Here is a 26953-nt window from a genome sequence, read left to right on the forward strand (position 1 = left end):
CTTTTAACAGGAATCACCCTATGGCAGCCGATTTAAGCTTCTTCAAAGGGCGGACTTTTACACGCACAGACGCGGGTTTTGCCGCGGCCTTCATCATTTCTCCTGTGGCAGGATTCCGGATCAGGGTTCCGGCCTTGCGCGCAGGAACTTTACGAAGCGTAACCTTCATAAGTCCCGGCAAGGTAAATTCACCGACACCTTTCGGGTGAACAGAGCCTAACAAGGCACTTTCGAGTGATGCCAGAACGCCCGCAGCCTGTGCGCGGGTAATGGCATTTTCTTCAGCTAAAAGACCAACCAGCGCCGACTTGGTCAAAGCGTCTTTGACAGGACGAATAGCGGCAGGTTTGGCGGACTTCGCCTTTGAGGGTGTTCCTTTTTTCTTAACGGCCATGGTAATAACTTCTCCAGATTTTGGTTACATAGAAACGAACAGTATAGAAGAAATATAGGCCAAGACCAAGAGAGCACAACTTGGTTTTTAAGCCTGACAGGGACAAAAATTCAGAATGGAGGGCGGGCACATGTCCGGCGCGCGCTAAAAGTATAAATCCTTTGTATCATGGCAGATTCAAGTGTAATGCACGTTTTCCAAGCCCTGAGAGGACAGAGAATCGCATATAAATCTTGGGGCTGACATAGTTATTTTTCTTATCGAGACAGCCCAAATTTTTGTCAACAAAATTGCAAGTTGACCGGTTGGTCAAATTACCTTATAAATCACCCACACAGAAAGAAACGCTTATGAGCCGTGTGCAAACAAACACAAAAGAACGTCTGATCGAGACGGCCAAGGATTTGATCTGGCGCGACAGCTACAACGCGGTCAGCGTAGATGAGATTTGCTCGGCCGCAGGAGTCAAGAAGGGCAGTTTTTACCATTTTTTTCCCTCCAAGGCCCATTTGGCGCTCGCCACGATGGATTCCTGTATGCAGGAAATGAAGGCGGATTATAACGAAATATTCTCAAAAGACCGTCCTCCGGTGGAGCGGTTCCGGCTCATGGCCCGGCATGTTTTTGACAAACAGGTCGAAATCTCTGAGGAGCTAGGGCATGTCTGCGGCTGTCCGTTTGCGACTCTGGGGTCTGAGTTGGCCGCAAAGGATGAGGAGATCGGAAGTACGATCGCAAAAATATGTGCTGATAAAGCCGCTTACTATGAAGAAGCCCTTGAGGATTTGAAAGAAGAAGGCCTGATCCCCGCAACGACCGATGTCAAGTGCAAGGCCGACGAGATTTTTGCGCTGATCGTCGGGCAGTTGCTAATGGCCAGGATCAAAAACGATCTGAGCTTTATCGAACACAAACTGGAAGAGTCGCTGTTCAACCTGATCGGGATAGAGCCTGTTCATGTAAGGGATTCGGCCAAAAAACCTGCAAAAAAAGCTCAAAAACAAGCGAGCCGAATAAGTTTTTAATGGAGAATACTGTGAGTAAAAAATCCTTTATATTAGCAATTATTATCCTTGCCGCGGGCGGTATAGGCGCGGCCTTCTACACGGGTGAGCCGGTCGGCGCTATGGAGCAGGACGGCCAGCAGGAGCCGCCGCCGCCAATGCCCGTGGATTTTATCACGGTCGCGCCGGAGCAGGTGGAGATATGGAAAAATTTCTCCGGGAATGTTGTCGCCGTCGACCGCGCCGAAATTCGCCCTCAGGTCGAGGGGCGCATAACGGAAATCCGTTTTACCGACGGGCAGACGGTCAACAAGGGCGACGTGCTGTTCGTCATTGACCCGCGCCCTTATGAAGCCGCGCTGAATCAGGCCCGCGCCGCGCTGGAAAACGCTAGGGTTCAAGCGCAGCTGGCTGAAAAAGAATTCCAGAGAGCCAAAAGCCTGATTAAAAGCGATGCCATATCCCAAAGCCTGATGGATGAGCGCGCCAATAACCGGCTGGCGACGAGTGCCGCTGTGCAGGGAGCGGAAGCCGCCGTGCAACGCTCCGAAATCGATCTTGATTTCGCCTTTGTCAAAGCGCCGATTTCGGGCCTGGTAAGCCGTGCGGAAATCACGGAGGGGAACCTCGTGCAGAGCAGCCCAAATGCGCCTCTGCTCACCACAATCGTGGCGCAGGAAAAAGTTTACGTCGATTTTGAAGTCGATGAGCGCACTTATATCGAATCCGTCCATACGGTCAGCGGAGACCACAAGATTCCTGTCAGGCTGAAGCTTTCCTCAAGCAATAAAGAATACGCAGGAACTGTGCACAGCTTCGATAACCGGATTGATCCGGCATCAGGCACAATCCGTGCCCGCGCTATTTTTGACAACGCTGACGGTCTGCTTCTGCCCGGTATGGCCGTAAGCATTGAAATGGGGGGTAATCGGGAGGAAAAGAAAATTCTTGTCACCGAACATGCCATCTCAACGGATCAGGACCGCAAGTTTGTCCTCGTGATTGGTGAAGGAAATGCCGCCACTTACAGGGAAATACAAATCGGGCCGAGCGTTCAAGGCAAGCGAGTGGTCCTGGGTGGGCTTAAGGAGGGAGAAAAGGTTATTACCTCCGGCCTGACGCATATACGACCAGGAATAGTCGTCGCCCCGCAGTCGCAGGCTCAGAAAGACGCCATGGCGCAAGCCCAAAAAGAAGCCGAGTCTCAAGCAGTCCACACAACTGAGTAAAAGCCCATGATCGTATCCAGCCAATTTATCGACCGGCCGATATTTGCCGGAGTTCTCTCCTTCATGATATTCCTGCTGGGTCTGATCGCGATGTTTCAGCTGCCCATCTCTGAGTATCCTGAAGTCTCGCCGCCCTCTGTTCAGATTTCGGCCAGTTTTCCGGGGGCAAACCCGGCGGTGATATCTGAAACGGTCGCTACGCCCTTAGAGGAGCAGATCAACGGAGTTGAAAATCTATTATACATGAACTCTCTGGCGACGGCAGACGGAAGGCTGTCTCTGACAGTGACCTTCGCGATTGGAACGGACGTCGATCTCGCGCAGCAGCAGGTCCAAAACAGGGTGGCGCAGGCCTTGCCGCGTTTGCCGCAGGTTACACAGGATCTCGGGGTTACGGTTGTCAAAAGTTCGCCTGACCTGACGATGGTCGTTCACTTGCGCTCGCCGAATTCGCGCTACGACATGTTGTATTTGCGGAACTACGCCACACTGAACATCAAGGACCAGCTCGCAAAAATTAGCGGGGTCGGAGATGTCCGCCTGTTCGGTTCCGGCGACTATGCCATGAGGATATGGCTGAACCCGGATCGGATCGCGGAGCGGGGAATGGATGCATCAGAAGTCATCAATTCCATACGCGGCCAGAATATACAGGTCGCTGCAGGTGTCATCGGCGGACCGCCATATGACGACAACACTGTCTTGCAGCTACCCGTCAATACGCAGGGGCGGTTGAGTACGGCCGAAGAATTCGAAGACATCATCATTAAACGCGATTCCAAAGGGGTGATCACACGCCTCAAGGACGTAGCACGGGCCGAACTCGACGCGCAGACCTATTCCCTGCGCTCGATGCTCAATAACGAGCCTGCTGTTGCGATTCCCATTTTCGCCACGCCGGATGCCAACGCGCTTGATATCTCGGAGAACGTCCGCAAGACGATGGCCGAGCTTAAGAAAAGCTTCCCGGAGGATATGGATTACAGCATCGTCTACGATCCGACCGTGTTCGTGCGCCATTCGATCGATGCGGTGATTCATACATTTATCGAAGCCATTTTGCTCGTCGTACTGGTCGTTATCGTCTTTTTGCAGACATGGCGCGCCTCAATTATTCCCCTGCTTGCTGTTCCGGTTTCCATCGTGGGAACCTTTGCCGTCATGCTGCCGCTCGGATTTTCGATTAACGTGCTTTCGCTCTTCGGTCTTATTCTTTCGGTTGGCATCGTGGTGGACGACGCGATCGTCGTCGTAGAAAACGTCGAAAGAAATATCGAGGAAGGTAAGAAACCCCGCGAGGCGACCGTTCAGGCGATGAAAGAGGTCACCGGACCGATTATCGCCACATCTCTTGTTATTGCCGGGGTCTTTATTCCGATTGCTTTCATCAGCGGCCTGACCGGAATGTTCTACAGGCAGTTTGCCCTGACGATTGTTATTGCGACCTTTATCTCCATGATTAACTCCCTTACGCTCAGCCCCGCCCTCTCGGCGCTTCTGCTCAAGCCGCGAGATGAACAAAAGGATATCCTCACACGGTTAATGGATGGGCTGTTCGGCTGGTTCTTCGCTGGCTTTAACCGCTTCTTCGGCATCAGCCAGAAGACCTATGCCAAAAGCGTGGGCATCCTGGGGGGCAGAAAAGCCGCCGTCATGACCGTCTTCGGTGCGCTTGTGATCGCAACCTATTACAGTTTCGGTCTCATTCCCTCCGGCTTCGTCCCCGCGCAGGATAAGCAATATCTCATCAGCTTCGCACAGCTTCCCTCAGGCGCGACCCTGGAGAGAACCGAGGAAGTGATGCGTAAGATGGGTGAAATTGCGCTGCAAGAAGAGGGCGTTGCCAGTGCCGTTCAATTCCCCGGTCTTTCGATTAACGGGTTCGTGAACTCGGCCAGCGCGGGGATTGTGTTCGTCACGCTCGATGATTTTGAAGAAAGAGATTCCCATGAACTGAGCGCCGGAGAAATTTCCGGTCGGCTGCAGAAAAAATTCGGCGCTATTGACGAAGCGTTCATAGCCATTTTCCCTCCGCCGCCCGTGCGCGGCTTGGGAACGACCGGCGGCTTCAAGCTGCAACTGCAGGATCGCGCCGATCTTGGCTACAAGGCTCTGAACGAGACGCTCCAGGAGGTTCTGGGTAAAGCCTACGCCAGCCCCGTGCTGAAAGCCGTCTTTTCCAGCTACAACATCAACGTCCCGCAGCTTTTTGTCGATCTGGACCGGACACGCGCCCAGCAACTGGGGGTTTCAATCGACGAAGTGTTTCGCACCATGCAGATTTATCTGGGGTCGAGCTATGTGAACGACTTCAACCAGTTCGGACGCACCTATCAGGTCATAGCTCAGGCGGATAAGGAATTCCGCTCGCGTCCGCAGGATATTTTGCGTCTGCAAACCAGAAACGCCGATGGTCAAATGGTTCCACTCGGCTCTCTGGTCAAGGTCGATGAAACTTTTGGTCCGGAAGTGGCCATGCGATACAACGCTTTTCGTTCTGCCGATGTAAACGGCAACGCGTCTCCCGGTTTTTCCTCCGGGCAGGCGCAGGATGAAATCACCCGAATCCTGAGGGAAACGTTGCCGCAGGGGATCGACTATGAATGGACCGAGCTGACCTATCAGCAAATTCTCGCCGGGAACACAGCCATCTATATTTTCCCGCTCTGTATCTTCTTCGTCTTCCTTGTTCTGGCCGCGCAGTATGAGAGCCTGACGATGCCACTGGCCGTAATTCTGATTGTCCCGATGAGTATACTTTCAGCCCTGATCGGCGTTTATCTTTCCGGCGGCGACAATAATATTTTCACGCAGATCAGCCTTTTCGTGCTGGCGGGTCTGGCCTGTAAAAATGCCATTCTGATCGTCGAGTTTGCGCGCGAGTTGGAGCATCACGGAAAAAGCGTGCGGGAAGCGGCGATCGAGGCATCACGGTTGCGGCTCCGGCCAATCCTGATGACGTCCTTCGCGTTTATCATGGGCGTTCTTCCCCTTGCGCTCAGCCACGGTGCAGGCGCGGAGATGCGCCAGGCGATCGGCATAGCCGTGTTTTCCGGTATGCTTGGTGTGACCTTCTTCGGACTGATCTTCACCCCGGTCTTCTATATGCTTTTGCGGGGGCTTGAGGTGACCTTTCATTCCCGCAGAACGGCACAACTCGAGCCTGCGGAGTAACACGGATGAAAAGACTTTTGCTATTAACGACCTGCCTTTTTCTCTCCGGTTGTTTCAAGGGGGCGCTGGATCTTTCCGAACCCGACAGGCCGCAGCTCTGGACCGCGAAAGACAGCGCGTCCGTCAAAGTCGTGGAGGCGCCGACACTCAAAAACTGGTGGAAAGGCTTTAACGATCCTGTTTTAAATCAAGTCGTTGAGCTTGCCTTGGCGCAAAGCCCCGACCGCCTGACGGCGGAAGCTAAAATCCTTGAGGCGAGAGGGCTGCGGCGGACCGCGCTTTCCGGCCTGCTTCCTCAGATCGGCGCTTCGGGCAATGCAGGCAGACAGGACTCGGGGATCGACGGTGCGGGATCGATCGACGATTTTTATGAAGCCGGATTTGACGCCTCCTTCGAGATCGATATTTTCGGGCGGAACCGGAAGAATTATAGCGCAGCGGGTGCGCGGCTGGATGCCGCAGAGGCCTCCTATCATGACGTGACGCTAAGCCTGATCGCGGAGACGGTTAGAACCTATATCGATTACCGGGCGTCACAAAATCAATACCGGATTGCATCGAAAAACTTGCAGTCTCAGGAAAAGACCCTGGCGCGAGTCAAGGAGCTTAAAAGGCTGGGCTCGGTGCCTCGTCTGGATGTCGAGAGAGCAGAGAACCTTGTTCAGACCACGCAGGCCTCTCTGCCCGAATTTATGCGGCAGGTCGAGAATGCCAAACTTCGCCTCACCGTCCTGACCGGATCGCTGCCCTCCGCACTTGGTCCGCTTCTGGCTCCTGAGGCTGAGATTCCCGGCGCGGACGTGCAGCCCGTTTTGATGGTTCCGGCGCAGGCGCTCTCCTTGCGGCCTGATATCCGCGTGGCCGAGAAAAACCTGCTTGAATCCACGAAGCTTGCCGAGGCCGCAACGGCGGAGTTCTTCCCGGTCTTTAATCTGGCCGGATTTTATGGGATAAGCGATGGCGGTCTGGTGGCCAACGCAAATGTCTGGAACGTCGCGCTGGGAACAGCGGTCGCCATTCTGGATTTCGGAAAGATCGAAGGCCGGATCAATGCGGCCCGTGCGAGAGAGATGCAGGCCTATCAACAATACCGCAAGGCCGTTCTGACGGCGGTCGCCGAAGTGGAGAGCGCCCTGAACGACTACGCCTTTATCAACGAACGCCGGATTGCCTTAGAGAAAGCTTTCGTCAGCGCGGACAACGCCCTGAATCTCTCGCAGACTCTCTACAGCGAGGGCGAAATCTCTTTTCTGGATGTTCTTGACGCCCAGAGAAACGCCAATAATGCCGAGGCCGTGGCCGTTTCCGCCCGCGCCGCTCAAGCAGAGAGCCTAACGAGACTATACAAATCGCTTGGCGTTTATTGATCGATCACACATCAAAATGCTAAAAGAATCAGTTCCGTAAAGATCGAATCCGTAGTCTGGAGCAGGGCATCCGACGCCCATGCACTGCATGGAGAAGACAGCTGGTCAAAAAGGGAGGATAAAAAAATGGCTGTGCTTACAGTCATACACTAAATATTCTCCGTGAAACCATCACCCCTTGAAGTATTATAAAAAAATATAATTTACAGGACCTTGATAGAGGCATTTTGAGTTTATCGGTCTTTGAAAGCCTTAACTTAAACCATGCCGCGCCAGCAGCCGGTCAAGCGCATTGGCAAATTTCTGCCGCTCCGTGGCGCCAAAGGCGTTCGGACCGCCCGTTTCAACACCTGCCCCGCGCAGCTCATCCATAAAATTACGCATACCAAGCATTTGCCCGATATTATTGCTGTCGTATAAGGTGCCGCGAGGGTCAAGCCCGACGGCGCCCTTTTTTACAATACGGGCAGCAAGGGGTATATCCGCTGTGATAACTAAGTCTCCGGCCCCACAGCGATTAACAATTTCATCATCCGCAACATCCAGCCCACCTTCGACCTGCAGCATCTCAATATAAGCCGATGGCGGCAGACGCAGATACTGGTTGGCCACAACCGTCACGGAAATCTTGAGGCGCTCCGCCGCACGGAATAAAATCTCCTTGACGCCTTTCGGGCAGGCATCCCCATCAATCCAGATTTTCACGTCAGTCCGCCTGCTTCACGCGGATTTTCTCCTTGCCGACTTTGCTGCCATGCAGGGCCTTGATCGCGGCTTCGCCTTCATGCGCCAGCGCCATCTCGACAAACCCGAAGCCCTTGGACTTGCCCGTAGCCGCGTCCAGCACCAGCGTACAGGACTTGATATGGCCATGCGCCTTAAAAAGCTCCGCCAACTCTTGTTCGCTAAAATCACGCGGCAGGTTCAGGGCAATCAGTTTCATAAAGCGGCTCCGATGGACAAGGGTTAAGGTTCCGAAGTACCATAGCCGCACAATCGTTGCAAAGCCTAAAGGAGCCCACACTATGTCAGACACCCAAATCGATCTTCAAACCATGGGGCGGCTGGCCAATGCCTTATCCTTTATCATCTCTCCCGATAACCCGGCGGTGGTCGCCATGCGTGCCGCCGTCGAAAGCGGCAGCGCCAAAGACATCAAACACGCCCGCACACTGTTCCTGCGCGTCAACGCCACCCACCGGAATGCAGCCTTGGCGATGCTGATGGATGGGGATTAGGCATGGAAAATAAAATTCAAGAAAATCCAAGCGAAGCCATTAAAACTGCTAGAAATTATTTTAAAGAAAAAAATTATCCTGCTGCGCTTGAAAGATATAAATGGTTTTTTGAAAACTCCATCATAATTGATAGAGCTTACATTGGAGTAAGATTATCTTACTGTTTAGATGAGTGGGCAGATTTAGCTAAAGTATATCCACTTGCAATGGATACCTTAGTTGAACAAAAAAATATTGCATTAAATAATTTCAATAAGACGAATTCCGCTGATAGCTTTAATGATTATGCATCTATATGCGAGTATTTACAGTGTTCTGAGGAAGCTGTAATGGTATTCAAAAATATCCATAATATAAACAGTGCTTTATCTAAAAAAATATTCAGATCAGTTAGTGATGCTTTACTCAGAAATAAAGAGTGGAATATTTGCAGAGAGTATATAGGCAATGGATTACAAAAATACGAAAACTTAATTAAGTTATTTGATCACATTACTCAATCAATTAAGGAAAAATTTGGGGCAGAAGGCAGGGAGATTGAAAAGGATTCCGTAGAAAAGACAAAAGAAGAATGTCTTTGGTTATTAAATATAAATTTTCACGCAGATGATAAAAACGGATACATAATATTATTAGAAAAGATGCAGGCTGACTTTGAGCACAGAGGTTATGATAATATTTATAAAGAAATATTAAACGATGCGCCCAAATGGCCTAAATAAGATAATAGGCCAAAGACTAACCCGCCAGAGCCTGCAGCCACTGCTCTTCCATCGCCTCTAACTCCGCCACCACTTGCGTGTGCTGATCCTGCACATTCTTCGTTTCGGCGAGAGGCTTCGTATAAAACCCGTCCGCACTCATCAAGGTTTCCAGTTCCGCCTTTTGCGCCTCCAACGTCTCGATCTTCTTCTCCAGTTTCGGATCAGCCACTTTCAACGGTATAACCTCCGCAGAGACATCAACCGTCTTTTCTTTTTTCTTCTTACTGTCTTTCGCTTTGTCACGGCGCGCCTGAATGGTGAAATGGCGGTAATCTTCTAAATCCCCGTCGAAATGCACACACGCGCCATCACGCACAACCCAGAGACGATCCGCCACACGCTCCACCATGTTTGGATCGTGACTCACAATGACAATAGCGCCTTCGTAATTGTTGAGCGCCTGCACCAAGGCTTCCCGCGCATCAATATCCAAATGGTTCGTCGGCTCATCCAGCAGCAGCAAATGCGGCGCATCGAAGCTCATGAGGGCAAAAAGCAATCGGGCCTTCTCCCCCCCGCTGAGGGATTTGATCGTATTATTCGCTAGCGTATGCGGAAAACCAAAAGATCCCAGTTTCGCGCGCACCTTAGGCTCCGTAATATCCGGATAGGTTTTACGCATCAGCGTCATCATTTCCTGATAGGGCGTGGATTCAACATCCAACTCCTCTGTCTGGTGCTGGGAAAAATAGCCGATGCGAAGCTTGGGCGAACGAAACACATCGCCGCTCATCGGCGCGAGCTTATCGGCAATCAGCTTCATCAAGGTGGATTTCCCTTGCCCGTTCACGCCCAGCAGCGCAATCCGATCATCATTCGCGATGCTTTCGCGCACGCGCTTCAAAATGGGTTTCCCGGCCGAATATCCAATATCCGCCCCATTGATGGAAATCATCGGCGAAGGAATTTCCTTCGGGTTAGGGAAGGTAAAATGCACGGCGCGGTCAGCAATCACGGCATCTACAATATCCATCCGCTCGAGTGCCTTAATCCGGCTCTGTGCCTGACTGGCTTTGGAGGCTTGCGCCTTGAAACGGTCAACGAATTTTTGCATATGCGCTCGCTCGGCTTGCTGCTTCTCGAACATCTTCTGCTGAAGGCCGAGCGCTTCGGCGCGTTCCCGCTCGAACGTGTCATAATTGCCGGTGTACATTTTAAGCTTTTGGCGATCGACATGGATAACATGATCGATACATTTATTCAAAACTTCGCGGTCGTGAGAAATAATCAGCAATGTATGCGGATAGCTGGCGAGATAGCTCTCGAGCCACATGATCGCTTCAAGGTCCAGATGGTTTGTAGGCTCATCAAGTAACAGGATTTCAGGCTCGACGAACAACGCCGCAGCCAGCGCGACGCGCATCCGCCACCCGCCGCTGAAGGATGAAAACGGCTCGCTAAGCTGCTCTTCCGTAAACCCAAGCCCCGTCAGAAGGCGCGCGGCCTTGGCCGGCGCGGAATACGCATCCATATCGGCAAGGCGCTGATAAATATCGGCAATTTTGTTCGGATCCTCTTCCGTCTCGGCCTGCTTCCAAAGGCGGGCCATCTCCTCATCCGCCTCCAGCACCAAATCAAGAAGCGATGTCTCGACCTCGGGAATGTCCTGCCGGACCATCCCCATCCTCTGCTTGACACTCATGGCGATTGTCCCGCCATCGGGCGTTAAATCACCCGCAATAAGCTTGAATAATGTGGATTTCCCCGCGCCGTTTAAGCCGACAACACCCACCTTCCAGTTGTCCATAATGGCAACATTACAGTCGTCCAATATCGTGCGGGCACCAATTTTATAGGTCAGATTTGATATAGTCAGCATAGGATCAAGCAGCTTTCATTCTTTTGAATGCGCGCTTATGACATAAAAAAGGGCGAAAAGGAAGAATTTATCCTTATTCTAACCCAGTAAACAGCGAGGTTTTCCGTTAGATTCTCTATATGCACGGAAATCTAAAAGTGAATGGCTGGGGTACTAGGATTCGAACCTAGGATCGCGGTACCAAAAACCGCTGCCTTACCGCTTGGCCATACCCCAATGTCTGAGCATTGATGCCAGAGAGGAAACCTTATACCAGACAATTTACCGAACGCAAGCCTTCTTTGGCCGGAAAAAGGCTGGGGAACCCTAGGGCATATCCTTGTTTAAACTCTAACTTATCCGCAGCATTGCACGAAATGTTGAAGGGTTTTTCTTGGCCATATTTTCCAAAATGTTTATAGTCTGAGCAGAAAAACCGCAGAATCATGATTCTGCGGCATTTTGGCTATATATTTTCCTAGCCAAATAAAATTATAGTTTACTGAACATCTGCACTCACTGCTTACCGGAAAGGGTCACCGCGCTATGGCTTTCAAAAGAACATCCGAAGGACGTGTATTTTTCAAGAGCACGGAGGATGAAAACAAGCCGGGCGGCGGCAACGGTAACGGTGGCCTGCCGCTTATTCCTGAACCATCCCCGAACGATCAAAGCCAGATGCAGATTCTCGTCCTTTTGAAATCCCTGAACGCCAAGCTTCTGGACACGCAGGAGGAAAGGGCAGTCCTCAAGGAGGAACTCGTTAAATACCGCGCCGAACTCAAAACGCTGGAGGACAAGGCGAAGAAGCACGATCAGGGCTATCTCGATCTTGAACAGAAAGTCGCCGCACGGCAGAACGAAGCTTCAAAAAAGGCCTCCCGCGTCGAGGAGACGATGAAACAGACGGCCAAGGAGCTGGAGCAGGCCCGCAAGCTCGTCGAGGCGCTGGAGGGCAAGACCCAGGACAGCGAAGAGGTCATCAAGGGCATCAGGGAAGACCTCGTCCAGCGCAAGCGGATGGAAGAGGAAATGCTCAATATCCAAAAAGCCATTGAGCAGCAGCAGAAGGACCAGTCCGACCAGATCGCCGAAAATCTGACGGCCTTCGTGGCGCTCACCAAGCGCATGACCGACACTGAGGCGCGTCAGGAAGCCATAGACAACAAGATCGAGGAGGCGACCACCGAATTCCTCAAGCTCGACCGCAAGATCAACAAGGCGATCGAAGATCGCACCCGCCTGATGCGAAAGATTGAGCGCATCGAGGAGAGTGTGCAGGAGACCCGCGAAGCCCTGAACGCCAAGGCCATGGTGCTGCTCACCAGTCAGGGCCGCACGGCTGCGGCCGACTACGCGCAGATCACCGACGGAACGCTGGGGCCGGACCAGTTCCTTCCGGGCCACATTCCCGACGCGGAGGAGAAAAAATCCTTCTGGGTCAGGAATTTTAATCTGGACGCTTCGGCGCTGTCCATGATCGTGGTCATCGGCCTGCTTCTCGGCTGGATGATCAGCGAAATCAAGCGCCCGCAGACCCTCACGGGCCTAACCGCGCCGGAGGAAATCAGCTGGACGGGCGAACGGGCGCTGCCGCCGAAAAATGAATCCCTCGCGGAGAATGCGGGCGAACAAAACGAAACCGCGCTCTCCGAGATGCTGCAATCGCCCGATGCCACAGCCACGGTCCCCGGGATTTCGCCGCCGGAAGCCTTGCCGGCGGCTGAGGCGGCGGACGAACAGACACAAACGCCCGAAGAGTCCGCCCCGGCAGAAGAGGCGTCTGCCGAAATCCCGGCTTTGCCCGCTGTGTCAACGCCAGAGGCGATCGACGAGGCGATTAAAACCGAAGACAACAAAACCCTCATGGCCGCGATGGAGGAAAATCCCGACGCCGTGGCTGACCGCCTCAACGCCATCGAACCTTCGGCGTTAAGTTCCGAGGATTTGCGCGAAACCCCTCCGGCAACGGAAGAAAAAACCACCGCGGAAACATCGGAATCCGGCAAACCCCTGCGTGAACAGCTCAAGCCCGACTCAAGCCTCCCCGAGCAGATCAAAAAGGTGGAAACGCAGGCCTATGAGGGCGTAAAAGAGGCGCAGCATGACATGGGCGCCATCTACATCGCTGGACACGAGTCGGTTAAGCGCGATCTGAAACGCGCCCATTTCTGGTTCGAGCAGGCGGCGAATAACGGCGTTGCGAATGCGAAATACAATCTGGGTGTTCTCTATCATCAGGGCATGGGCGTGGAGGCCAGCCTCGACAAGGCGCTGTCCTTGTACTCTGATGCGGCGGAGCAGGGCCACCCCGAAGCGGAATATAATCTCGGCATCGCCTATATCGGCGGCATCGGCTACCCCTACGACCCCGTGAAGGCGGCGAATTATTTTGAGAAGGCCGCCAACAAGGGCGTCAAGGAAGCCGCCTATAATCTCGGCCTGATCTATGAAAACGGCCTTTTGGGCAAGCCGCAGCCTGACGAAGCCCTGATGTGGTACAAGGACGCCGCCGAGAAGGGCAGCCCCGAGGCGAAGGCGGCCCTTGAGCAGCTGGCGCAATCCCTGGGCATTACGCTCTCCGAGGTCAACCGCATCGTCGATGCCGTGCGGGCCACAAAATATAAGAAGTCCTCGGATGAGGAGGCCTCATCTTCAGGAGATAAGGCCGTATCCGAACCCGTGGCGCTGACGTCGCCCAAGCAAGGCGCGGTGGATTCCAAACTGACGGGCCAGAAAAAAATCACCGCCGAGATTCAGGCCGAGTTAATGAAGCGCGGCCTCTACCCCGGCCCGGTCGATGGCGAGATCGGCCCCGTCACAACCGATGCCATCCGCACCTACCAGACCGCCTCCAATATGGATATCATTGATGGAAAACCCACGCAGCAGCTTCTCTCCTTCATGAAGAGCTCCTCCGTCTCGGATTAAATACACAAAAGACGTTACGGGTTTTGAATCTTACCCGCCTGAACCCACCAGCCGGGGTGATGCGCCTGAAGACTCTTCGCGGCCTGCAAGGCCTTAGCCTCCGACGCGAAAATCCCGAAACACGTCGCGCCTGATCCCGACATTCGGCTGAGCAGGCAGCCCTCCGCCTCTCCAAGCACCTCAAGACACGCGGCAACCTCAGGAACAATTCCAAGCGCCGCGTCAGTAAGATCGTTCCCTGTACTTTTCAAAAACGCGGCAAATGAAAAGACATCTTTGAATATTTCCGGCAGAACAACAGGCGTTTTGAAAGCGGCGCGTGTCCGCCGGAAGACTTCCGGCGTAGGGCATGATTTAAGCGGGTTGACCAGAACGGCGGGAAGCATAGGCAGGGCAGGGACATGCTCAATGATCTCCCCGATCCCGCTGATCCGCGCCGCCTGTCCGTAAAAACAAATCGGCACGTCCGCGCCCAGCGAGCGCAAAAGACCTTCAAGAAAATCGGCATCGGAAGGCAACCGCCAAAGCTCAAGCAGCCCGCGCACGACGGCGGCGGCATCCGAAGACCCACCCCCCAGGCCCGCTGCCGGAGGAAGGTTTTTGGTCAGATGAAGGAAAACATCAGGCGTCCGCCCCGCCGCCTTCGCCAATTCCAGCGCGGCCCTAACCGCGATATTCCCCGACTCTGTGCTGTTTCGTCTTTCATCCGCAGAGAGAGACCCGGCAAACGGCCCGTCAACATGAAAGGAAAAGTGCTCCGACACGCCGACAGACACAGCATCCCCGATAGAAAAAAAACCGATCAGCGAGTCAAGGAGATGATACCCGTCCGGGCGCCTTCCGGTAAGATGCAGATAGAGATTAACCTTCGCGGGAGCAAAGAGATGAACTTGCGTCCGGCCTTGATCGGGCATGATAAAAACCGCGTTTATTCGTCTTTCGGCTCGGGAGAGGACAGAGGCGAAACCGGGTCCGGGGCGTCAGCCATCATATTGGCCGATTCCTCGCCCAGACCTTTGGCCATCTTTTCATCCAGCTTGGTTTTGAGTTCGCCGTCGTCACTGTGATTTTTCGCCCGTTCCCACTGGAACTTGGCCTCCATCTTGCGCCCGACACGCCAGTAAGCATCGCCCAGATGATCGTTGATGACAGGATCATAGGGCAAAAGCGAAACGGCGCGCTCAAGCTCGGGCACAGAGGCCTTGTATTTGCCGATACGGTACAAAACCCACCCCAGCGAGTCGGCGATATACCCGTCCTCGGGGCGAAGACTGACGGCCTTGCGGATCATGCTCTGCGCCTTGTCGAGATTCTGGCCCCGGTCCGCCCACGCATATCCGAGATAATTGAGAATATAAGGCTGCTCGGGTTTGAATTCGAGCGCAGCCAATAAATCCTTCTCCGCCGCCTCCCAGTTCCCGGCGCGTTCCTGGGACATCCCCCGGACATAAAGAAGATGCCAGTACCGCTCGGTGACCTTGCCCCCGTCCATCATTTTTTCGGCGCGCGTATAGGCCTCAACGGATTTCTCGAACGCGTCCTGCCGACGGAAGATATCGCCGATCTTGATCTGGGATTCGATATCCTTTTTCTCGTCGGACAACGTCTTCAGAATCTTGAGCGCGTCGTCATAACGCTCCATGCTTTCATAGGCATCGGCGATATTGCGCCTTGCATCGAGGTAAAACTTGTCGCCTTCGCCGATGGCCTGATAATAGGTGATGGCTTCTTCAAACCGCTCATGACGGATGGCGATATAGGCCAGAAGAAACTTGGCCTCTGTGATATCGGGATTCAGATAAATGGACATAGAGGCTAGAACACGAGCACTTTCGTCGTTGAACTCCTGATAAAGAACCTTGGCGATATCGAAAAAAGCCAGCCCAAGACCGTACCGGGGACTCTTGATCGACTGGAAAACCTCTTGGCCCTTTCCATCCCGCACCTTCTTGATCTTATCGGAAAGGTCTCGGTCTCCGGGCCATTCCTTCTGCAGGGCTTCATAAAGCTCCAGAGCTCTGTCTGTGCGTCCGGTATAGGCGTAAAGATCGGCGATGCGCTCGTTTTCGCCCAGAGCCATACCGTCAGAATTGGCAAAATGCTCCAGCAGCTTTTTGACCTGATCGGGCTGTTGGAGATAATCGGCGATCAGAATGGCGTGGTAAAGCTGCAGCGGGTTCTCCTGCAGACGCGTGACTTCGAGCTTTCCAAGTCCGGCCTTCGTCCAGCTTTCCAGAACCGGGCCGATGAATTGCGTCATCTCGTCCTTGGGTGTTTTCAGGATCAACTGGCTGGCCAGATCGTATTTTTCCTTCCCGATCGCATCCATGATCAGGAAGACCTGCGCCACGCTGTTCTGCGATTCCGGATCGACCGCGATGATCCGTTGCGCGAGTTGGATGGCCCGTTCGTGGTTGCCGCTGCCCATGGACAGGATCATCGCCCGCCGCAGAACGGTCGGGTCCGAAACCCCGCTGGTCACAAGTTGATCGAGGAAACTGTTGGCCTGTTCCCAGTCATGTCGGGCCTGCGCGAAACGGGCCGAAAGATAGGAACCCGCCAAAGGCTCCGCGGGCGTGAAAAGACTCTGGAGTTCGCTGGCCTTATTGTCAGAAGTAGGCACAGTGGTCGTCGTATCGGCCTCGACGCTGGCCTGATAGGAATAAGGGAGGTCGGTCCGGTCCAGTCCTGTACACAGAACAATCGCACACCCCGCCAGAAGCAGCTTACCCAGATTCATTAATCATCAACCCTTTCATTCACACAATAAACCCAAACGCATCGGGGACAAAGAATTTTCAATCAACCGCCAAAACAACTACATATTGGAGTAATTCGGCCCATCTCCGCCCTGCGGTACAACCCAGTCGATATTTTGTGACGGGTCTTTGATATCGCAGGTCTTGCAGTGGACACAGTTCTGGCTGTTGATCTGCAATCTGAACTCTCCCATAGGATCCTTAACAATTTCATAAACTCCGGCCGGACAATAACGCTGCGCTGGCTCGTCGTATTCTGGCAAATTGACGCCAACCGGAATCGACGCATCCTTAAGCTTCAGATGAACGGGCTGACCTTCCGCATGGTTGGTATTGGAAAGCTGGACTGAAGTCAGACGGTCAAAGCTCAAAACTCCGTCCGGCTTGGGGTAGGGGATAGGGGTGCTCGCCTCCGCCTTGGCCATTTGCGCGTGATCGGCATGGTTCCGCAGAGTCCACGGCGAAAACCCACGCGTAACGGTCTCCCAAGCCGCATTAATGAGTCCGAACCACAACCCCTTATGAAAGCCGGGTCGGATATTCCGAACGGCTTTTAATTCCGCCCAGACCCAGCTGCCCTTAAGCGCCTCGGGATAGGCGGCACATTCTAGCCCGTAGATTGCATCCTTCCCTGTAAGCAGATCGTAAAGGCTCTCCGCAGCCACCATGCCCGACTTCATGGCCGTATGATTGCCCTTGATCTTGGGAACATTCAGGAACCCCGCCGTATCGCCGATCAGAACTCCGCCGGGGAAGCAAAGCCGGGGCAGCGATTGAAAACCACCCTCGACCAGAGCCCGCGCCCCGTAGGAGATCCGCTTGCCGCCCGTCAGCGTCTCGCGGATCGCCGGATGCGTCTTCAAACGCTGCATCTCCTCGAACGGCGAGAGATAGGGGTTCATATAATCAAGCCCGGTCACGAACCCCACCGAAACAAGGTTCCCCTCCATATGATAAAGCCACGACCCGCCATAGGTCTTCGAATCCAGCGGCCAGCCGATCGTATGAACAACAAGACCCGGCTGAGACTTCTCCGGCACGATTTCCCACACTTCCTTGATTCCCAGCCCATAGGTCTGCGGATCGCTCTCCCGCCGCAGATCATATTTTTTAACCAGCTTCTTGGTCAGCGAACCGTGACATCCTTCGGCTAAAACCGTCTGCCGCGCATGGATTTCAACCCCCGGAGTAAACCCTTCGCCCGGCGTACCGTCCTTGTTCAGCCCCATATCGCCTGTGGCAACGCCGATGACGGCCCCGTCGTCGTCATAAAGAATTTCGGCGGCGGCAAATCCGGGAAAAATCTCAACGCCCAAAGCGTCCGCCTGCTCAGCCAGCCACTTCGCCAGTTGCCCAAGGGAAATGATGTAATTCCCCTTGTTATGCATTTGCGGCGGCGCAGGCAGGCGGTAGGATTTTTTCGCCGTGAGGAACAGGAAACGGTCCTGCGTGGCCGCAGTATGCAGCGGCGCGCCTTTGTCCTTCCAGTCGGGGATCAACTCATCCAGCGCCCGCGTCTCAAACACCGCCCCGGACAGCAGATGCGCCCCGATCTCCGATCCTTTCTCCAGCAGGCAGACGGAGAGGTCCGTGCCCTTTTCTGCCGCCAGCTGCTTCAGCCGGATCGCGCACGACAATCCCGACGGGCCGCCGCCGACGATTACGACATCGTAACTCATAACGTCTCGGTCCGGGCGCCGGGCATCGGATAGGCGATCGGGCAGGGGCTCTGGCATCTTGAAAAAGACCCTTTTTTTGGCTCTTGTTCTACTTTACCGTATTTTCATGCCGATTCCCTTAACAAAAACAAGGACAGTCTGATGTCCGCAGAAACTTTGCGTCAGGCCCAAATGTCTGCGCTGGAATGGTACCTCAATCACGGCGTGACGGAAACGCTGGAGACCGCGGTGCAGGACCGGACGGCTTGGCTGAAAGCGCCTCCGCCGACCGTGAAAATATCGGAAAAGCAAACCCCTTCAAATCCGGCTCCTGCGGCCCCGGTATTTCTCGGCACCGCTGAAGCCCGCACCGAAGCCGTCCGTCTGGCCGCTGCGGCGCAAACGCTGGACGAACTCCGCGAAGCTCTGGCCACCTTTGAGGGTTTTTCGATCAAGAAAACCGCCACGAACTTGGTCTTTGCCGATGGCAATCCTCTGGCACCCGTCATGCTGGTCGGCGAAGCCCCCGGCGCGGATGAGGACAGGCTGGGCAAGCCCTTCGTCGGTGTCAGCGGGCAGCTTCTGGATAAAATCCTCAAATCCATCGGTCTGGACCGCCACGCCGAAGACCCGTCAAAATCCGTCTATATCTCCAACATCCTCAACTGGCGCCCCCCCGGAAACCGCAACCCCACCCCGGCGGAAATCGAACTGGGCCTGCCCTTCATCGAACGTCACATCCAGTTAGCCCGCCCCAAAATCCTGATTTTTTGCGGTGCGGTATCGGCGAAGGCGCTCCTGAACAGCGAGCAGGGGATTTCAAGACTCCGTTCCCGCTGGCATGATTATAAAACCCTGACCCCGGAGCTGATGACCCTCTGCACCGATTCGTTTCCGGCTCTTTGCACCTACCATCCGTCCTATCTGCTTCGCACCCCGGCCCAGAAAAGATATTCATGGGGGGATATGCTTGAAATAGATAGGAAAATCAGAGCTTTGTGAATTGTTTTGAATATAGAACTGGACAAACGCCCGCAACTATATTACACATCCCCGCATTATGCAGGCAGACAAACTATGGAAGCAGAGCATAAGCGTCGCCTTATGCGCTTTGCTCATTTTAAACGTCCTGTTGCCCGCCGGAAAGGCATCGGGCGGTATTCCTGTGCCAGCCGTGAAGCCCTCATACGCCGACTTCCTGAAAATCAAGGCCACAGAAGACTCCGGGCAGCAGGTCAAGCTTGAGCCTGAATTTATGGGCATAAACAATAAGATAATAACCCTTCTTCAACTTCCCGGAATCGATCTTGACAAAAAGGCGGGCGCAAAATCCCCCCTCTCGGCCGAAAACGCAATCCTCTATAAAGAGATTTTCAGGCTTCAATCCTACGGAAACATGAAGGAGGCGGACGCCAAAATCGCCAGACTGACCGATAAACGCCTGTATTCCGATGTTTTGTTCCAGCGTTATATGCACCCCACGGCCTATAAAACCACCTTCGCCGAACTCGATGACTGGTTGACCCGCTTCCCGGATCATCCCGGCGCAGAACGGATTCACAAACTGGCCGTCAGCCGCAGGCCGGAGGGTCATAAAGGGGGCTGGGCCAACCTCAAATTCCGCTCCGAAGTCCCGGAGATTCATGAACCGAAAATGGCCACGCCCAAAACCTACGTCAGCAACAAGGCCCGCACGCCCGAGCAAAGCCAGAATATTCGCGCCTTAAGTGTAAAGGTCAGAAGCCTCGTGAGCGAGGGCGAACCCGGTCTCGCGCAGGAAACCCTCTACACTGCCGAGGCCGTCCAGCATATGGACGAGGCCGAGCGCGACGCCCTGAAGGCCGAAATCGCGCTGGGCTATCTTTACGATGGCCAGACCGCCCGCGCACTCGACCTGTCCAGGGAAAGCGTCCGCCGGTCCGGGGAAGCCGTGCCGCTGGCGTCTTGGGTCGCGGGCCTCGGCCTCTGGCTGAAAAAGGATTACGCCAACGCCGCCATATATTTCGAGAAGGCCGGAACATCGCCCTACGCCTCGCCGTGGCTGGCCTCCGGCGGCTCCTACTGGGCGGCACGGTCACATATGCGCGCCAAAAACGTAAAGGACGTCAGCCGCTGGTACCGCGAGGCCGCCAAACACACCCGCACCTTCTATGGCCTCTTGGCCCTGCGCGCCTTGGGGCAGGATGTCCGCCTCAACTGGGAAAATGCAGCCTATACCCCCGCAGACGAGCAAAAACTTCTGGACACCGTCGAGGGCCGCCGCGCCATGGCACTGGTCGCCGCCGGACAGTATGATCTGGCCGAACGCGAATTGCTGCATTTCGATTTTGCTGCCAACCCCTCCATGCGCCCGGTCGTTCTGGCCTATGCCGGTCATGTCGGCCTCTCCGAAGTGGCCCTGCGTCTGGGCAGTATGCTCGATGCCCCCGGTGGCAAACTCTATGACGCCGCCCTTTATCCCGTCCTGCCGTGGGAGCCTGAAGGCGGTTACGAACTCGACCCCGCGCTGGTCCACGCCATCGTCCGTCAGGAATCCCGCTTCGACCCGCAGGCGAGAAGCCCGAGCGGCGCCTCCGGCCTGATGCAGATTATGCCCGATACCGCCCGCCACGTTCTCCGTTCATCCGCCATGACCGATGAGGGCGTCGAAACGCTCCTCAGCCGCCCTGGGGAAAACCTGACCATCGGCCAAGCCTACATGAAGGAACTGCTGGCCGATAAAAACGTCAACGGCGATGTGATCTCGATGCTGGCTGCTTACAACGCCGGCCCCGGAAACCTCGCCCGCTGGAAAAAGAAATTCGGCCCCGTCACCGACCCGCTCCTGTTCGTGGAGATGATCCCCGTCTCCGAAACCCGCACGTATGTCAAGCGCGTGATGGCGAATTACTGGATCTACAGCCTCCGCGGCGGGCAGGGCGTCCGCACCCTCGAAGCCCTCTCCTCCGGCCAATCCCCGCGCTACGCCTTCGCCCCCGAAGACGAAAAAGCCTTCAAACTCGCCGCGAACCAGTAAAGCTTAAGCACAAAATTATTGACAAATCGCCCACTTTTGTAATCTAATGAACGCTTGTTACTAAATTACAAAAACAGGAGAAAAGCCTTGGGAAGGAACGAAGGCGATACGTCGGCATCCAGCGACAGGGAATTTCAGTCGGCCGCCTCTCCAGCCGCTTACAGATCACTTTCAGAATTTGAAGCTCTTTCAACCGGGCAATACGCAGACTGGCTCAGGCAGGAATGCTCCTTGCTGAATAGCGAAAAGGGAAACGGTTTCGTTCTTGGCTGCATAGGACTTTTAGTGACCGATAGACAGGCATCAGACTATTGTAATTCGGCGGCGATTGGTCGCCTTTATCAACGCCTGTCAGAACCACAAAAATCGAACCTTCTTGAGGCGCTGTTGACAGTGAAGAATGAAACCATCGACGATCCAAAAGCTCATGAAAAAATGCCGGGGCGCTGGTGGTCTCTGAATGACAGCCTAAATTATGCGATTCAGGACATCATGCTGCAGCAAGAAAATGCAGCCGATTTAGAAGCGCTTCGCACAAAAATAGAGGAGTCCGTGCCAAATGCGGACCCAAAAATGCAAGGTGAGGTTTTTGCACAACTTGATATGAGAATAAAAGCCCTGAAGCGGGCGGAAACCCGCGTCAATCCAAACGCTCTGACAAAATAGCGGAGCCTAAAGCTGGATGGTACCGCATATCTGTTTGTCTACACGGAATTCCTCTTTAGCGGCAAGGGCAACAAAGCCCTAAAACCCTCCGCGAACCATTAAGACCCTTACTGTTCTTGCTACGTGCAACTTGCATTTCCCCAAAGTTACCCCCGCGAAGGCGGGGGTCTAGGTCACGACAGCCAGAAACACTTCAAACAGGCGTCGAGCCAGTAGCACTCTGACAGAACTCTCGAATGATCTGCAGAGACTTCTCAGGATTCGTCTGCAGGAAAAAATGCGTCCCATCGACCACCCAAATGAAAAGCGCGGGATTAAGCGTTCTTAAATCGGTCGTAGATCGCTTGGAAACCAGAAGATCGCCTCTGACCCTCAACTGGCCGAAAGGGATATCCGTCCTGATCGAAGGCAGATTTTTCGCCCCATGCAGCAGGCGTATACGGTCCTTTAAAACCTCCGGCGGAATGGACCGCACAACGTCAAGATACAAATCGAAAACGGAAAGCGGCATCTTGTTCGTCAAAAAAAACAGCCGGACAAGCAACGGGTTCGTAGAAAAAATCTTGATCAGCGAAGCCGGGACAAAACGCGCCAGATTGAGCAAGAGCGGGCAGGGCGCTCGGGCAAATCCCGCAAAAAACAAAATTCCGGCGATCTGGAGTTTACCGCGTTCTAGAAGGCGCAACGCCACAAGACTGGAAAACGACTCGGCGATCAGAATGACGGCCTCTCCTTGGGGGATTACCGCCTCGGCTTGCTCAGCTAATTGATTGAGGTCTGCAGGAACATCCTGATAATGAACCACAAGAAAACTTGCGGGATCGTCAGTGCAAGCTAAAAGCGGCGCAAAAAGCCGCCCCGTCCCGTCCAGACCGGGCAAAAGAACGATTTGATAATCCTTAAGCCCTGTCAAAAAATCCTCTCATGTTGTCCCGCCTTCCCATTGTCACCCCCGCGAAAGTGGGGGTCCAGTAAAAAAAACGACAGGGATAAGTAGAGGGAAACAGAGATCAGTAGCGCGGAAATCTCTGTCTATCTCTGTTTATCTCTGTAGTTCAAAAACTGGATTCCCGCATTCGCGGGAATGACAAAAAAGCCTCTCAGGTCAACCGCCCGCTTGGCGTCTTCGCGATTCAAATGAACCCTTCGTGCTTTTAGCTTTGAATCGCAAAGCCTCTAAGACTCAAAGCGTTCCGAGCCGACGGTCTCTGTGTTTATTCCTTTACATTTTCCCTCTCCCCGTTTGCGGGGAGAGGGACCAAGGGAGAGGGGGTAAAAACCAACACATGATTCCCGCTTTCGCAAGAAAGACAAAAGAATCGCAGGACGCGTTGTGATCGTTGTGTTTAAAAAAACTCTGCGTTCTCTGCGTCTCTGCGGTAAAAAGCCCTACGCCCTTGCTTCTTGTAACTGCCCTCTTGTAACTTCCCTTAACTGACCAACCTCAAAACCCCCTCCAGCAGCGCCGGATCGCCCACAGCAATCACCTCCTTGCCCGAGGAAAGCCCAAGCTCGTTCCCCTGCCAGTCGCGCATGATTCCGCCCGCACCCTCGATGATCGGGATATGCGCCAGAAAATCATAGGGTTTCAAATCCGCCTCGATCACAAGGTCCAGATGCCCCGACGCCAGCAGCCCATAGGCGATGCAATCCCCGCCCCAGGTAATGAAATAAACCTCGTTCTTCCATTTCTTGATGAAATCCGGCTCCCGGTGAAAAAACATCGCCGGGCTGGTGCTCGAACACCGCGCCTGCTTGAGCGTGGGGCACCGCCGCACCGTGCAGACCTTCCCATTATGCAAAGTCTCCTCGCCCTTAACGCCCACCCAGCGGTCTTTCACAATCGGCTGGTCGATGACGCCGACAACCGCCTCATCCCCTTCACAAAGAGCAATCAAAGTCCCGAACGTCGCCCGCCCGGAAATAAACGGCTTCGTCCCGTCGATCGGGTCGATCACCCACGTCAGGCCGCTTTCGCTCTTTTTAACGCCGAACTCCTCCCCGAACACGCCGTCCCCCGGCCTTTCCTCGGCGAGAATATCGCGGATTCGCATTTCCACCGCACGGTCCGCCGCCGTCACCGGGCTTTCGTCCGCCTTCGTCTCGCTGGTCTCAATCGCCCGGAAATAGGGGCGGATGATCTCTCCCGCCGCGTCCGCTAATCTGTTGGCAAGCGCCCGAAATTCCTGCATATATATAAACCTTCTGAAGGCGTATGAACGTATTGGGTTGAGTAAAGAATAGAGCGAAGAAAATGAAAACAGTCAACGATATCCGCACCGAGTTTCTGGGATTCTTCAAAAAGAACGGCCATGAGATTGTGGCCTCCTCGCCCCTCGTGCCGCACAACGACCCGACCCTGATGTTTGCCAACTCCGGCATGGTGCAGTTTAAAAACGTCTTCCTCGGCGCCGAACACCGCGATTACAAACGCGCCACCACCGCCCAGAAATGCGTGCGCGCCGGAGGCAAGCACAACGATCTGGATAATGTCGGCTATACCGCCCGCCACCACACCTTTTTCGAAATGCTCGGCAACTTCTCCTTCGGCGACTATTTCAAGGAAGAAGCCATATCCTTCGCATGGGAACTCGTCACCAAAAACTTCGGAATGCCGAAGGATAAACTGCTGGTCACCGTGCACACCAGCGACGAGGACGCCGCGAAACTCTGGAAAAAAATCGCGGGCTTGTCGGACGATAAAATCATCCGCATCCCCACCGACGCGAATTTCTGGATGATGGGCGATACCGGCCCCTGCGGCCCGTGTTCTGAGATTTTCTTCGATCAGGGCGACAAGCTCTTCGGCGGCCCGCCGGGATCAAAGGACGAAGACGGCGACCGCTATCTGGAGTTCTGGAACAACGTTTTCATGCAGTTCGAGCAGGAGCCGGACGGTAAAGGCGGTTATAACAGAAAGCCCCTTCCAAAACCTTCTATCGACACAGGTCTGGGTCTGGAGCGCACGGCGGCCCTCATGCAGGGCAAAACCACCAACTACGCCATCGACCTCCTGCGCGATATCATTGAACACAGCGCGGATTTAACGGGCGTGGACCCGGACGGGGATCAGGCGCCCTCCCACCGCGTCATCGCCGACCATCTGCGCGCCTCCGCCTTCCTGATGGCCGATGGCGTCATGCCCTCGAACGAGGGGCGTGGCTACGTTCTCCGCCGCATCATGCGCCGCGGGATGCGCCACGCGCACCTTCTGGGCGCGAAGGAGCCCCTGATGCACCGCTTGGTTCCGACCCTGATCGCCAAAATGGGCGAGGCCTACCCCGAACTCAAACGTGCCGAGGCGCTGATCGTGCAGAGCCTCTCCAGCGAAGAGTCCCGCTTCAAGGTCACCCTCGACCGCGGCCTGAAAATGCTGGATGAGGAAACCGCAAAACTCGCCGCCGGAAAAAAATTCCCCGGCGAAGTGGCCTTCAAACTTTACGACACCTACGGCTTCCCGCTCGACCTGACGCAGGACGCGCTGAAAGCCAAAAACATTACGGTCGATGTCGCCGCCTTCGAAACCGCGATGAACGAGCAGAAGGCCCGCGCCCGCGCCGCCTGGGCGGGGACGGGTGAGCAGGCGACCGAAAAACTCTGGTTTGAAATCCTCGACGAAGTCGGCCCGACGGAGTTTTTAAGGGATGTTAAAGATCAATATGGTAACCACAGCGCACAATCAATAATTGTCGCGATAGTCAAAGATGGCCAAAAAGTAAGCAGTCTCGAAATGGGAGATATGGCATACATCATTACTAAACAAACTCCTTTTTATGCTGAATCTGGAGGTCAGGTTGGTGACGCTGGCTTCATAAATAAAGAAGACTCAAATTTGCAGATATTTACCGTTCATACTACTGAGAAAAAGGTTGGCGGAATACACGCCCACTATGGTCAAGCGGCTTGGCCATTAAAAACAGGTGATGCAGTAAAACTCACGATCAATGGGTATGAACGCACGGCAATAGAAGCAAACCACTCTGCAACACATTTATTGCATGAATCTTTAAGAAGAGTTTTAGGCGAACATGTTACTCAAAAGGGCAGCTTACAAGACAGCTACAAAACTCGGTTTGATATTAGTCATCCAAAAGGCATGACTTCTGAAGAAATAGAAAAAGTAGAACAAATTATTAATGATCAAATCCGCGCCAACACGCCCGTCGAAACCCGCGTGATGCCACTGGAAGATGCCCGCGCAACGGGCGCGATGGCCCTGTTCGGCGAAAAATACGCCGACGAGGTGCGTGTGGTGACGATGGGCACAAAGAAGGCGGGCGCGAACAAACCTTTCTCCGTCGAACTCTGCGGCGGTACACACGTCAAACGAACGGGGGATATCGGCCTTCTGAAAATCATCTCCGAAAGCGCCCTTTCATCCGGCATCCGCCGCGTCGAGGCGCTCACGGGCGCCAACGCTCTGCGTTATTTCGAGCAGCAGGACCAAACGCTGCAACAGGTCGCTGGTGCCCTGAAAGCCAGCCCCGCCGAAGTACTGGAGCGCGTGAAAACCCTCTCCGATGAAAAACGCAAACTGGAAAGGGAAGTCTCAGACCTCCGCCGCCAGCTCTCAATGGCTGGACCGGCAACGGCGTCAGACGGAGCAGGGGACGTGCGCGACATCGGCGGCATCAAATTCACGGGCCGCGTCCTGAAGGACTTTCCCGCCAAGGATCTCAAACCCATGGCCGACGACCTCAAGAAAAAACTCGGCTCCGGCGTGATCGTGCTGGTAGCCACATCCGAAGGCAAAGCCTCCATCGTCGTCGGCGTCACGGATGATCTGACCAAAAAGGTCAGCGCCGTGGAACTCGTGAAAATCGGCGCGGAGGCTCTGGGTGGTTCCGGCGGCGGCGGCCGCCCCGACATGGCCCAGGCCGGCGGCCCGAACACCGAAGCCGCCAACGACGCCGTGAAAGCCATCGAAAAATCTCTGGCTTAAAAGGAAGCTTGAA

The 26953-nt window shown here is 54.4% G+C and carries 20 protein-coding genes and 1 tRNA gene; 11 read left to right on the forward strand and 10 right to left on the reverse strand.

The features are described 5' to 3' along the window. Window positions 1-13: 13 nt before the first annotated feature. A complete protein-coding gene (locus IPN28_05025; protein QQS58184.1) occupies window positions 14-394 on the reverse strand; it encodes an HU family DNA-binding protein in 381 nt (126 codons plus the stop codon). A 350-nt stretch (window positions 395-744) separates the two neighbouring features. Here IPN28_05025 and IPN28_05030 point away from each other — a divergent pair, with 350 nt between their 5' ends. Genes IPN28_05030 through IPN28_05045 form a run of 4 tightly spaced genes read left to right on the forward strand, consistent with a single transcriptional unit; the run spans window position 745 to window position 7168 of the window. After that, a complete protein-coding gene (locus IPN28_05030; GenBank protein QQS58185.1) occupies window positions 745-1419 on the forward strand; it encodes a TetR/AcrR family transcriptional regulator in 675 nt (224 codons plus the stop codon). After that, window positions 1419-2627, forward strand: a complete 1209-nt coding sequence (locus IPN28_05035; protein ID QQS58186.1) for an efflux RND transporter periplasmic adaptor subunit — start codon at window positions 1419-1421, stop codon at window positions 2625-2627. The genes IPN28_05030 and IPN28_05035 overlap by 1 nt, the downstream gene beginning before the upstream one ends. A 6-nt stretch (window positions 2628-2633) precedes the next feature. Continuing rightward, the gene (locus IPN28_05040) at window positions 2634-5801 is read left to right on the forward strand and encodes an efflux RND transporter permease subunit (protein ID QQS58187.1); all 3168 of its coding nucleotides are present in this window, start codon (window positions 2634-2636) and stop codon (window positions 5799-5801) included. Window positions 5802-5806: 5 nt separating this feature from the next. Then, window positions 5807-7168, forward strand: a complete 1362-nt coding sequence (locus IPN28_05045; GenBank protein ID QQS58188.1) for a TolC family protein — start codon at window positions 5807-5809, stop codon at window positions 7166-7168. Window positions 7169-7420: 252 nt separating this feature from the next. Here IPN28_05045 and IPN28_05050 read toward each other — a convergent pair whose 3' ends face one another. Continuing rightward, complete coding sequence (locus IPN28_05050) at window positions 7421-7873, reverse strand: YaiI/YqxD family protein (GenBank protein ID QQS58189.1); 453 nt, start codon at window positions 7871-7873, stop codon at window positions 7421-7423. A 1-nt stretch (window position 7874) separates the two neighbouring features. Beyond that, window positions 7875-8111 carry an RNA-binding protein gene (locus IPN28_05055; GenBank protein QQS58190.1) on the reverse strand — a complete coding sequence of 79 codons (237 nt, stop codon included), beginning with the start codon at window positions 8109-8111 and terminating at the stop codon, window positions 7875-7877. 82 nt (window positions 8112-8193) lie between these two features. Between IPN28_05055 and IPN28_05060 the strand changes: the two genes are divergently transcribed. Together IPN28_05060 and IPN28_05065 are read left to right on the forward strand one after the other, a co-directional pair. Next, on the forward strand, window positions 8194-8406 hold the full coding sequence (locus tag IPN28_05060; protein ID QQS58191.1) for a hypothetical protein: 213 nt from the start codon (window positions 8194-8196) through the stop codon (window positions 8404-8406). Between the two features lie 2 nt (window positions 8407-8408). Continuing rightward, window positions 8409-9128 (forward strand): hypothetical protein, encoded by a 720-nt coding sequence (locus IPN28_05065; protein ID QQS58192.1) that lies wholly within the window; start codon window positions 8409-8411, stop codon window positions 9126-9128. 16 nt (window positions 9129-9144) lie between these two features. Here IPN28_05065 and IPN28_05070 read toward each other — a convergent pair whose 3' ends face one another. Both IPN28_05070 and IPN28_05075 read right to left on the reverse strand, forming a co-directional pair. Beyond that, window positions 9145-10989: an ABC-F family ATP-binding cassette domain-containing protein gene (locus IPN28_05070; GenBank protein ID QQS58193.1), complete on the reverse strand. Its 1845-nt coding sequence runs from the start codon at window positions 10987-10989 to the stop codon at window positions 9145-9147. A 142-nt stretch (window positions 10990-11131) separates the two neighbouring features. After that, window positions 11132-11205 (reverse strand) — tRNA-Gln (locus IPN28_05075). A 309-nt stretch (window positions 11206-11514) separates the two neighbouring features. On the opposite strand from IPN28_05075, the gene IPN28_05080 reads away from it, so the two are divergent. Continuing rightward, complete coding sequence (locus IPN28_05080) at window positions 11515-13899, forward strand: SEL1-like repeat protein (protein QQS58194.1); 2385 nt, start codon at window positions 11515-11517, stop codon at window positions 13897-13899. Between the two features lie 14 nt (window positions 13900-13913). Here IPN28_05080 and IPN28_05085 read toward each other — a convergent pair whose 3' ends face one another. From IPN28_05085 to IPN28_05095, 3 genes are all read right to left on the reverse strand, one after another. After that, a complete protein-coding gene (locus IPN28_05085) occupies window positions 13914-14813 on the reverse strand; it encodes a 4-(cytidine 5'-diphospho)-2-C-methyl-D-erythritol kinase (protein ID QQS58195.1) in 900 nt (299 codons plus the stop codon). 14 nt (window positions 14814-14827) lie between these two features. Beyond that, window positions 14828-16639, reverse strand: a complete 1812-nt coding sequence (locus tag IPN28_05090; protein QQS58196.1) for a tetratricopeptide repeat protein — start codon at window positions 16637-16639, stop codon at window positions 14828-14830. A gap of 78 nt (window positions 16640-16717) precedes the next feature. Continuing rightward, window positions 16718-18337 carry an electron transfer flavoprotein-ubiquinone oxidoreductase gene (locus IPN28_05095; protein QQS58197.1) on the reverse strand — a complete coding sequence of 540 codons (1620 nt, stop codon included), beginning with the start codon at window positions 18335-18337 and terminating at the stop codon, window positions 16718-16720. A gap of 141 nt (window positions 18338-18478) precedes the next feature. Between IPN28_05095 and IPN28_05100 the strand changes: the two genes are divergently transcribed. From IPN28_05100 to IPN28_05110, 3 genes are all read left to right on the forward strand, one after another. Then, on the forward strand, window positions 18479-19318 hold the full coding sequence (locus IPN28_05100) for a uracil-DNA glycosylase (protein QQS58198.1): 840 nt from the start codon (window positions 18479-18481) through the stop codon (window positions 19316-19318). A gap of 58 nt (window positions 19319-19376) precedes the next feature. Continuing rightward, the gene (locus IPN28_05105) at window positions 19377-21332 is read left to right on the forward strand and encodes a lytic transglycosylase domain-containing protein (protein ID QQS58199.1); all 1956 of its coding nucleotides are present in this window, start codon (window positions 19377-19379) and stop codon (window positions 21330-21332) included. Window positions 21333-21419: 87 nt separating this feature from the next. Continuing rightward, window positions 21420-21998: a hypothetical protein gene (locus IPN28_05110; GenBank protein ID QQS58200.1), complete on the forward strand. Its 579-nt coding sequence runs from the start codon at window positions 21420-21422 to the stop codon at window positions 21996-21998. Between the two features lie 193 nt (window positions 21999-22191). Here IPN28_05110 and IPN28_05115 read toward each other — a convergent pair whose 3' ends face one another. Continuing rightward, window positions 22192-22911, reverse strand: coding sequence for an alpha/beta hydrolase (locus tag IPN28_05115; GenBank protein QQS58201.1), 720 nt, complete (start codon window positions 22909-22911; stop codon window positions 22192-22194). Window positions 22912-23428: 517 nt separating this feature from the next. Continuing rightward, entirely contained in the window at window positions 23429-24190 is a 762-nt protein-coding gene (locus tag IPN28_05120; GenBank protein ID QQS58202.1) for a histidinol phosphate phosphatase, read from the reverse strand. A 62-nt stretch (window positions 24191-24252) separates the two neighbouring features. Here IPN28_05120 and alaS point away from each other — a divergent pair, with 62 nt between their 5' ends. Then, window positions 24253-26940, forward strand: a complete 2688-nt coding sequence (gene alaS, locus IPN28_05125; protein QQS58203.1) for an alanine--tRNA ligase — start codon at window positions 24253-24255, stop codon at window positions 26938-26940. The last annotated feature ends 13 nt before the right edge of the window (window positions 26941-26953 follow it).

This window comes from Alphaproteobacteria bacterium, assembly GCA_016699735.1.
GTDB lineage: Bacteria > Pseudomonadota > Alphaproteobacteria > Micavibrionales > Micavibrionaceae > JAGNKE01.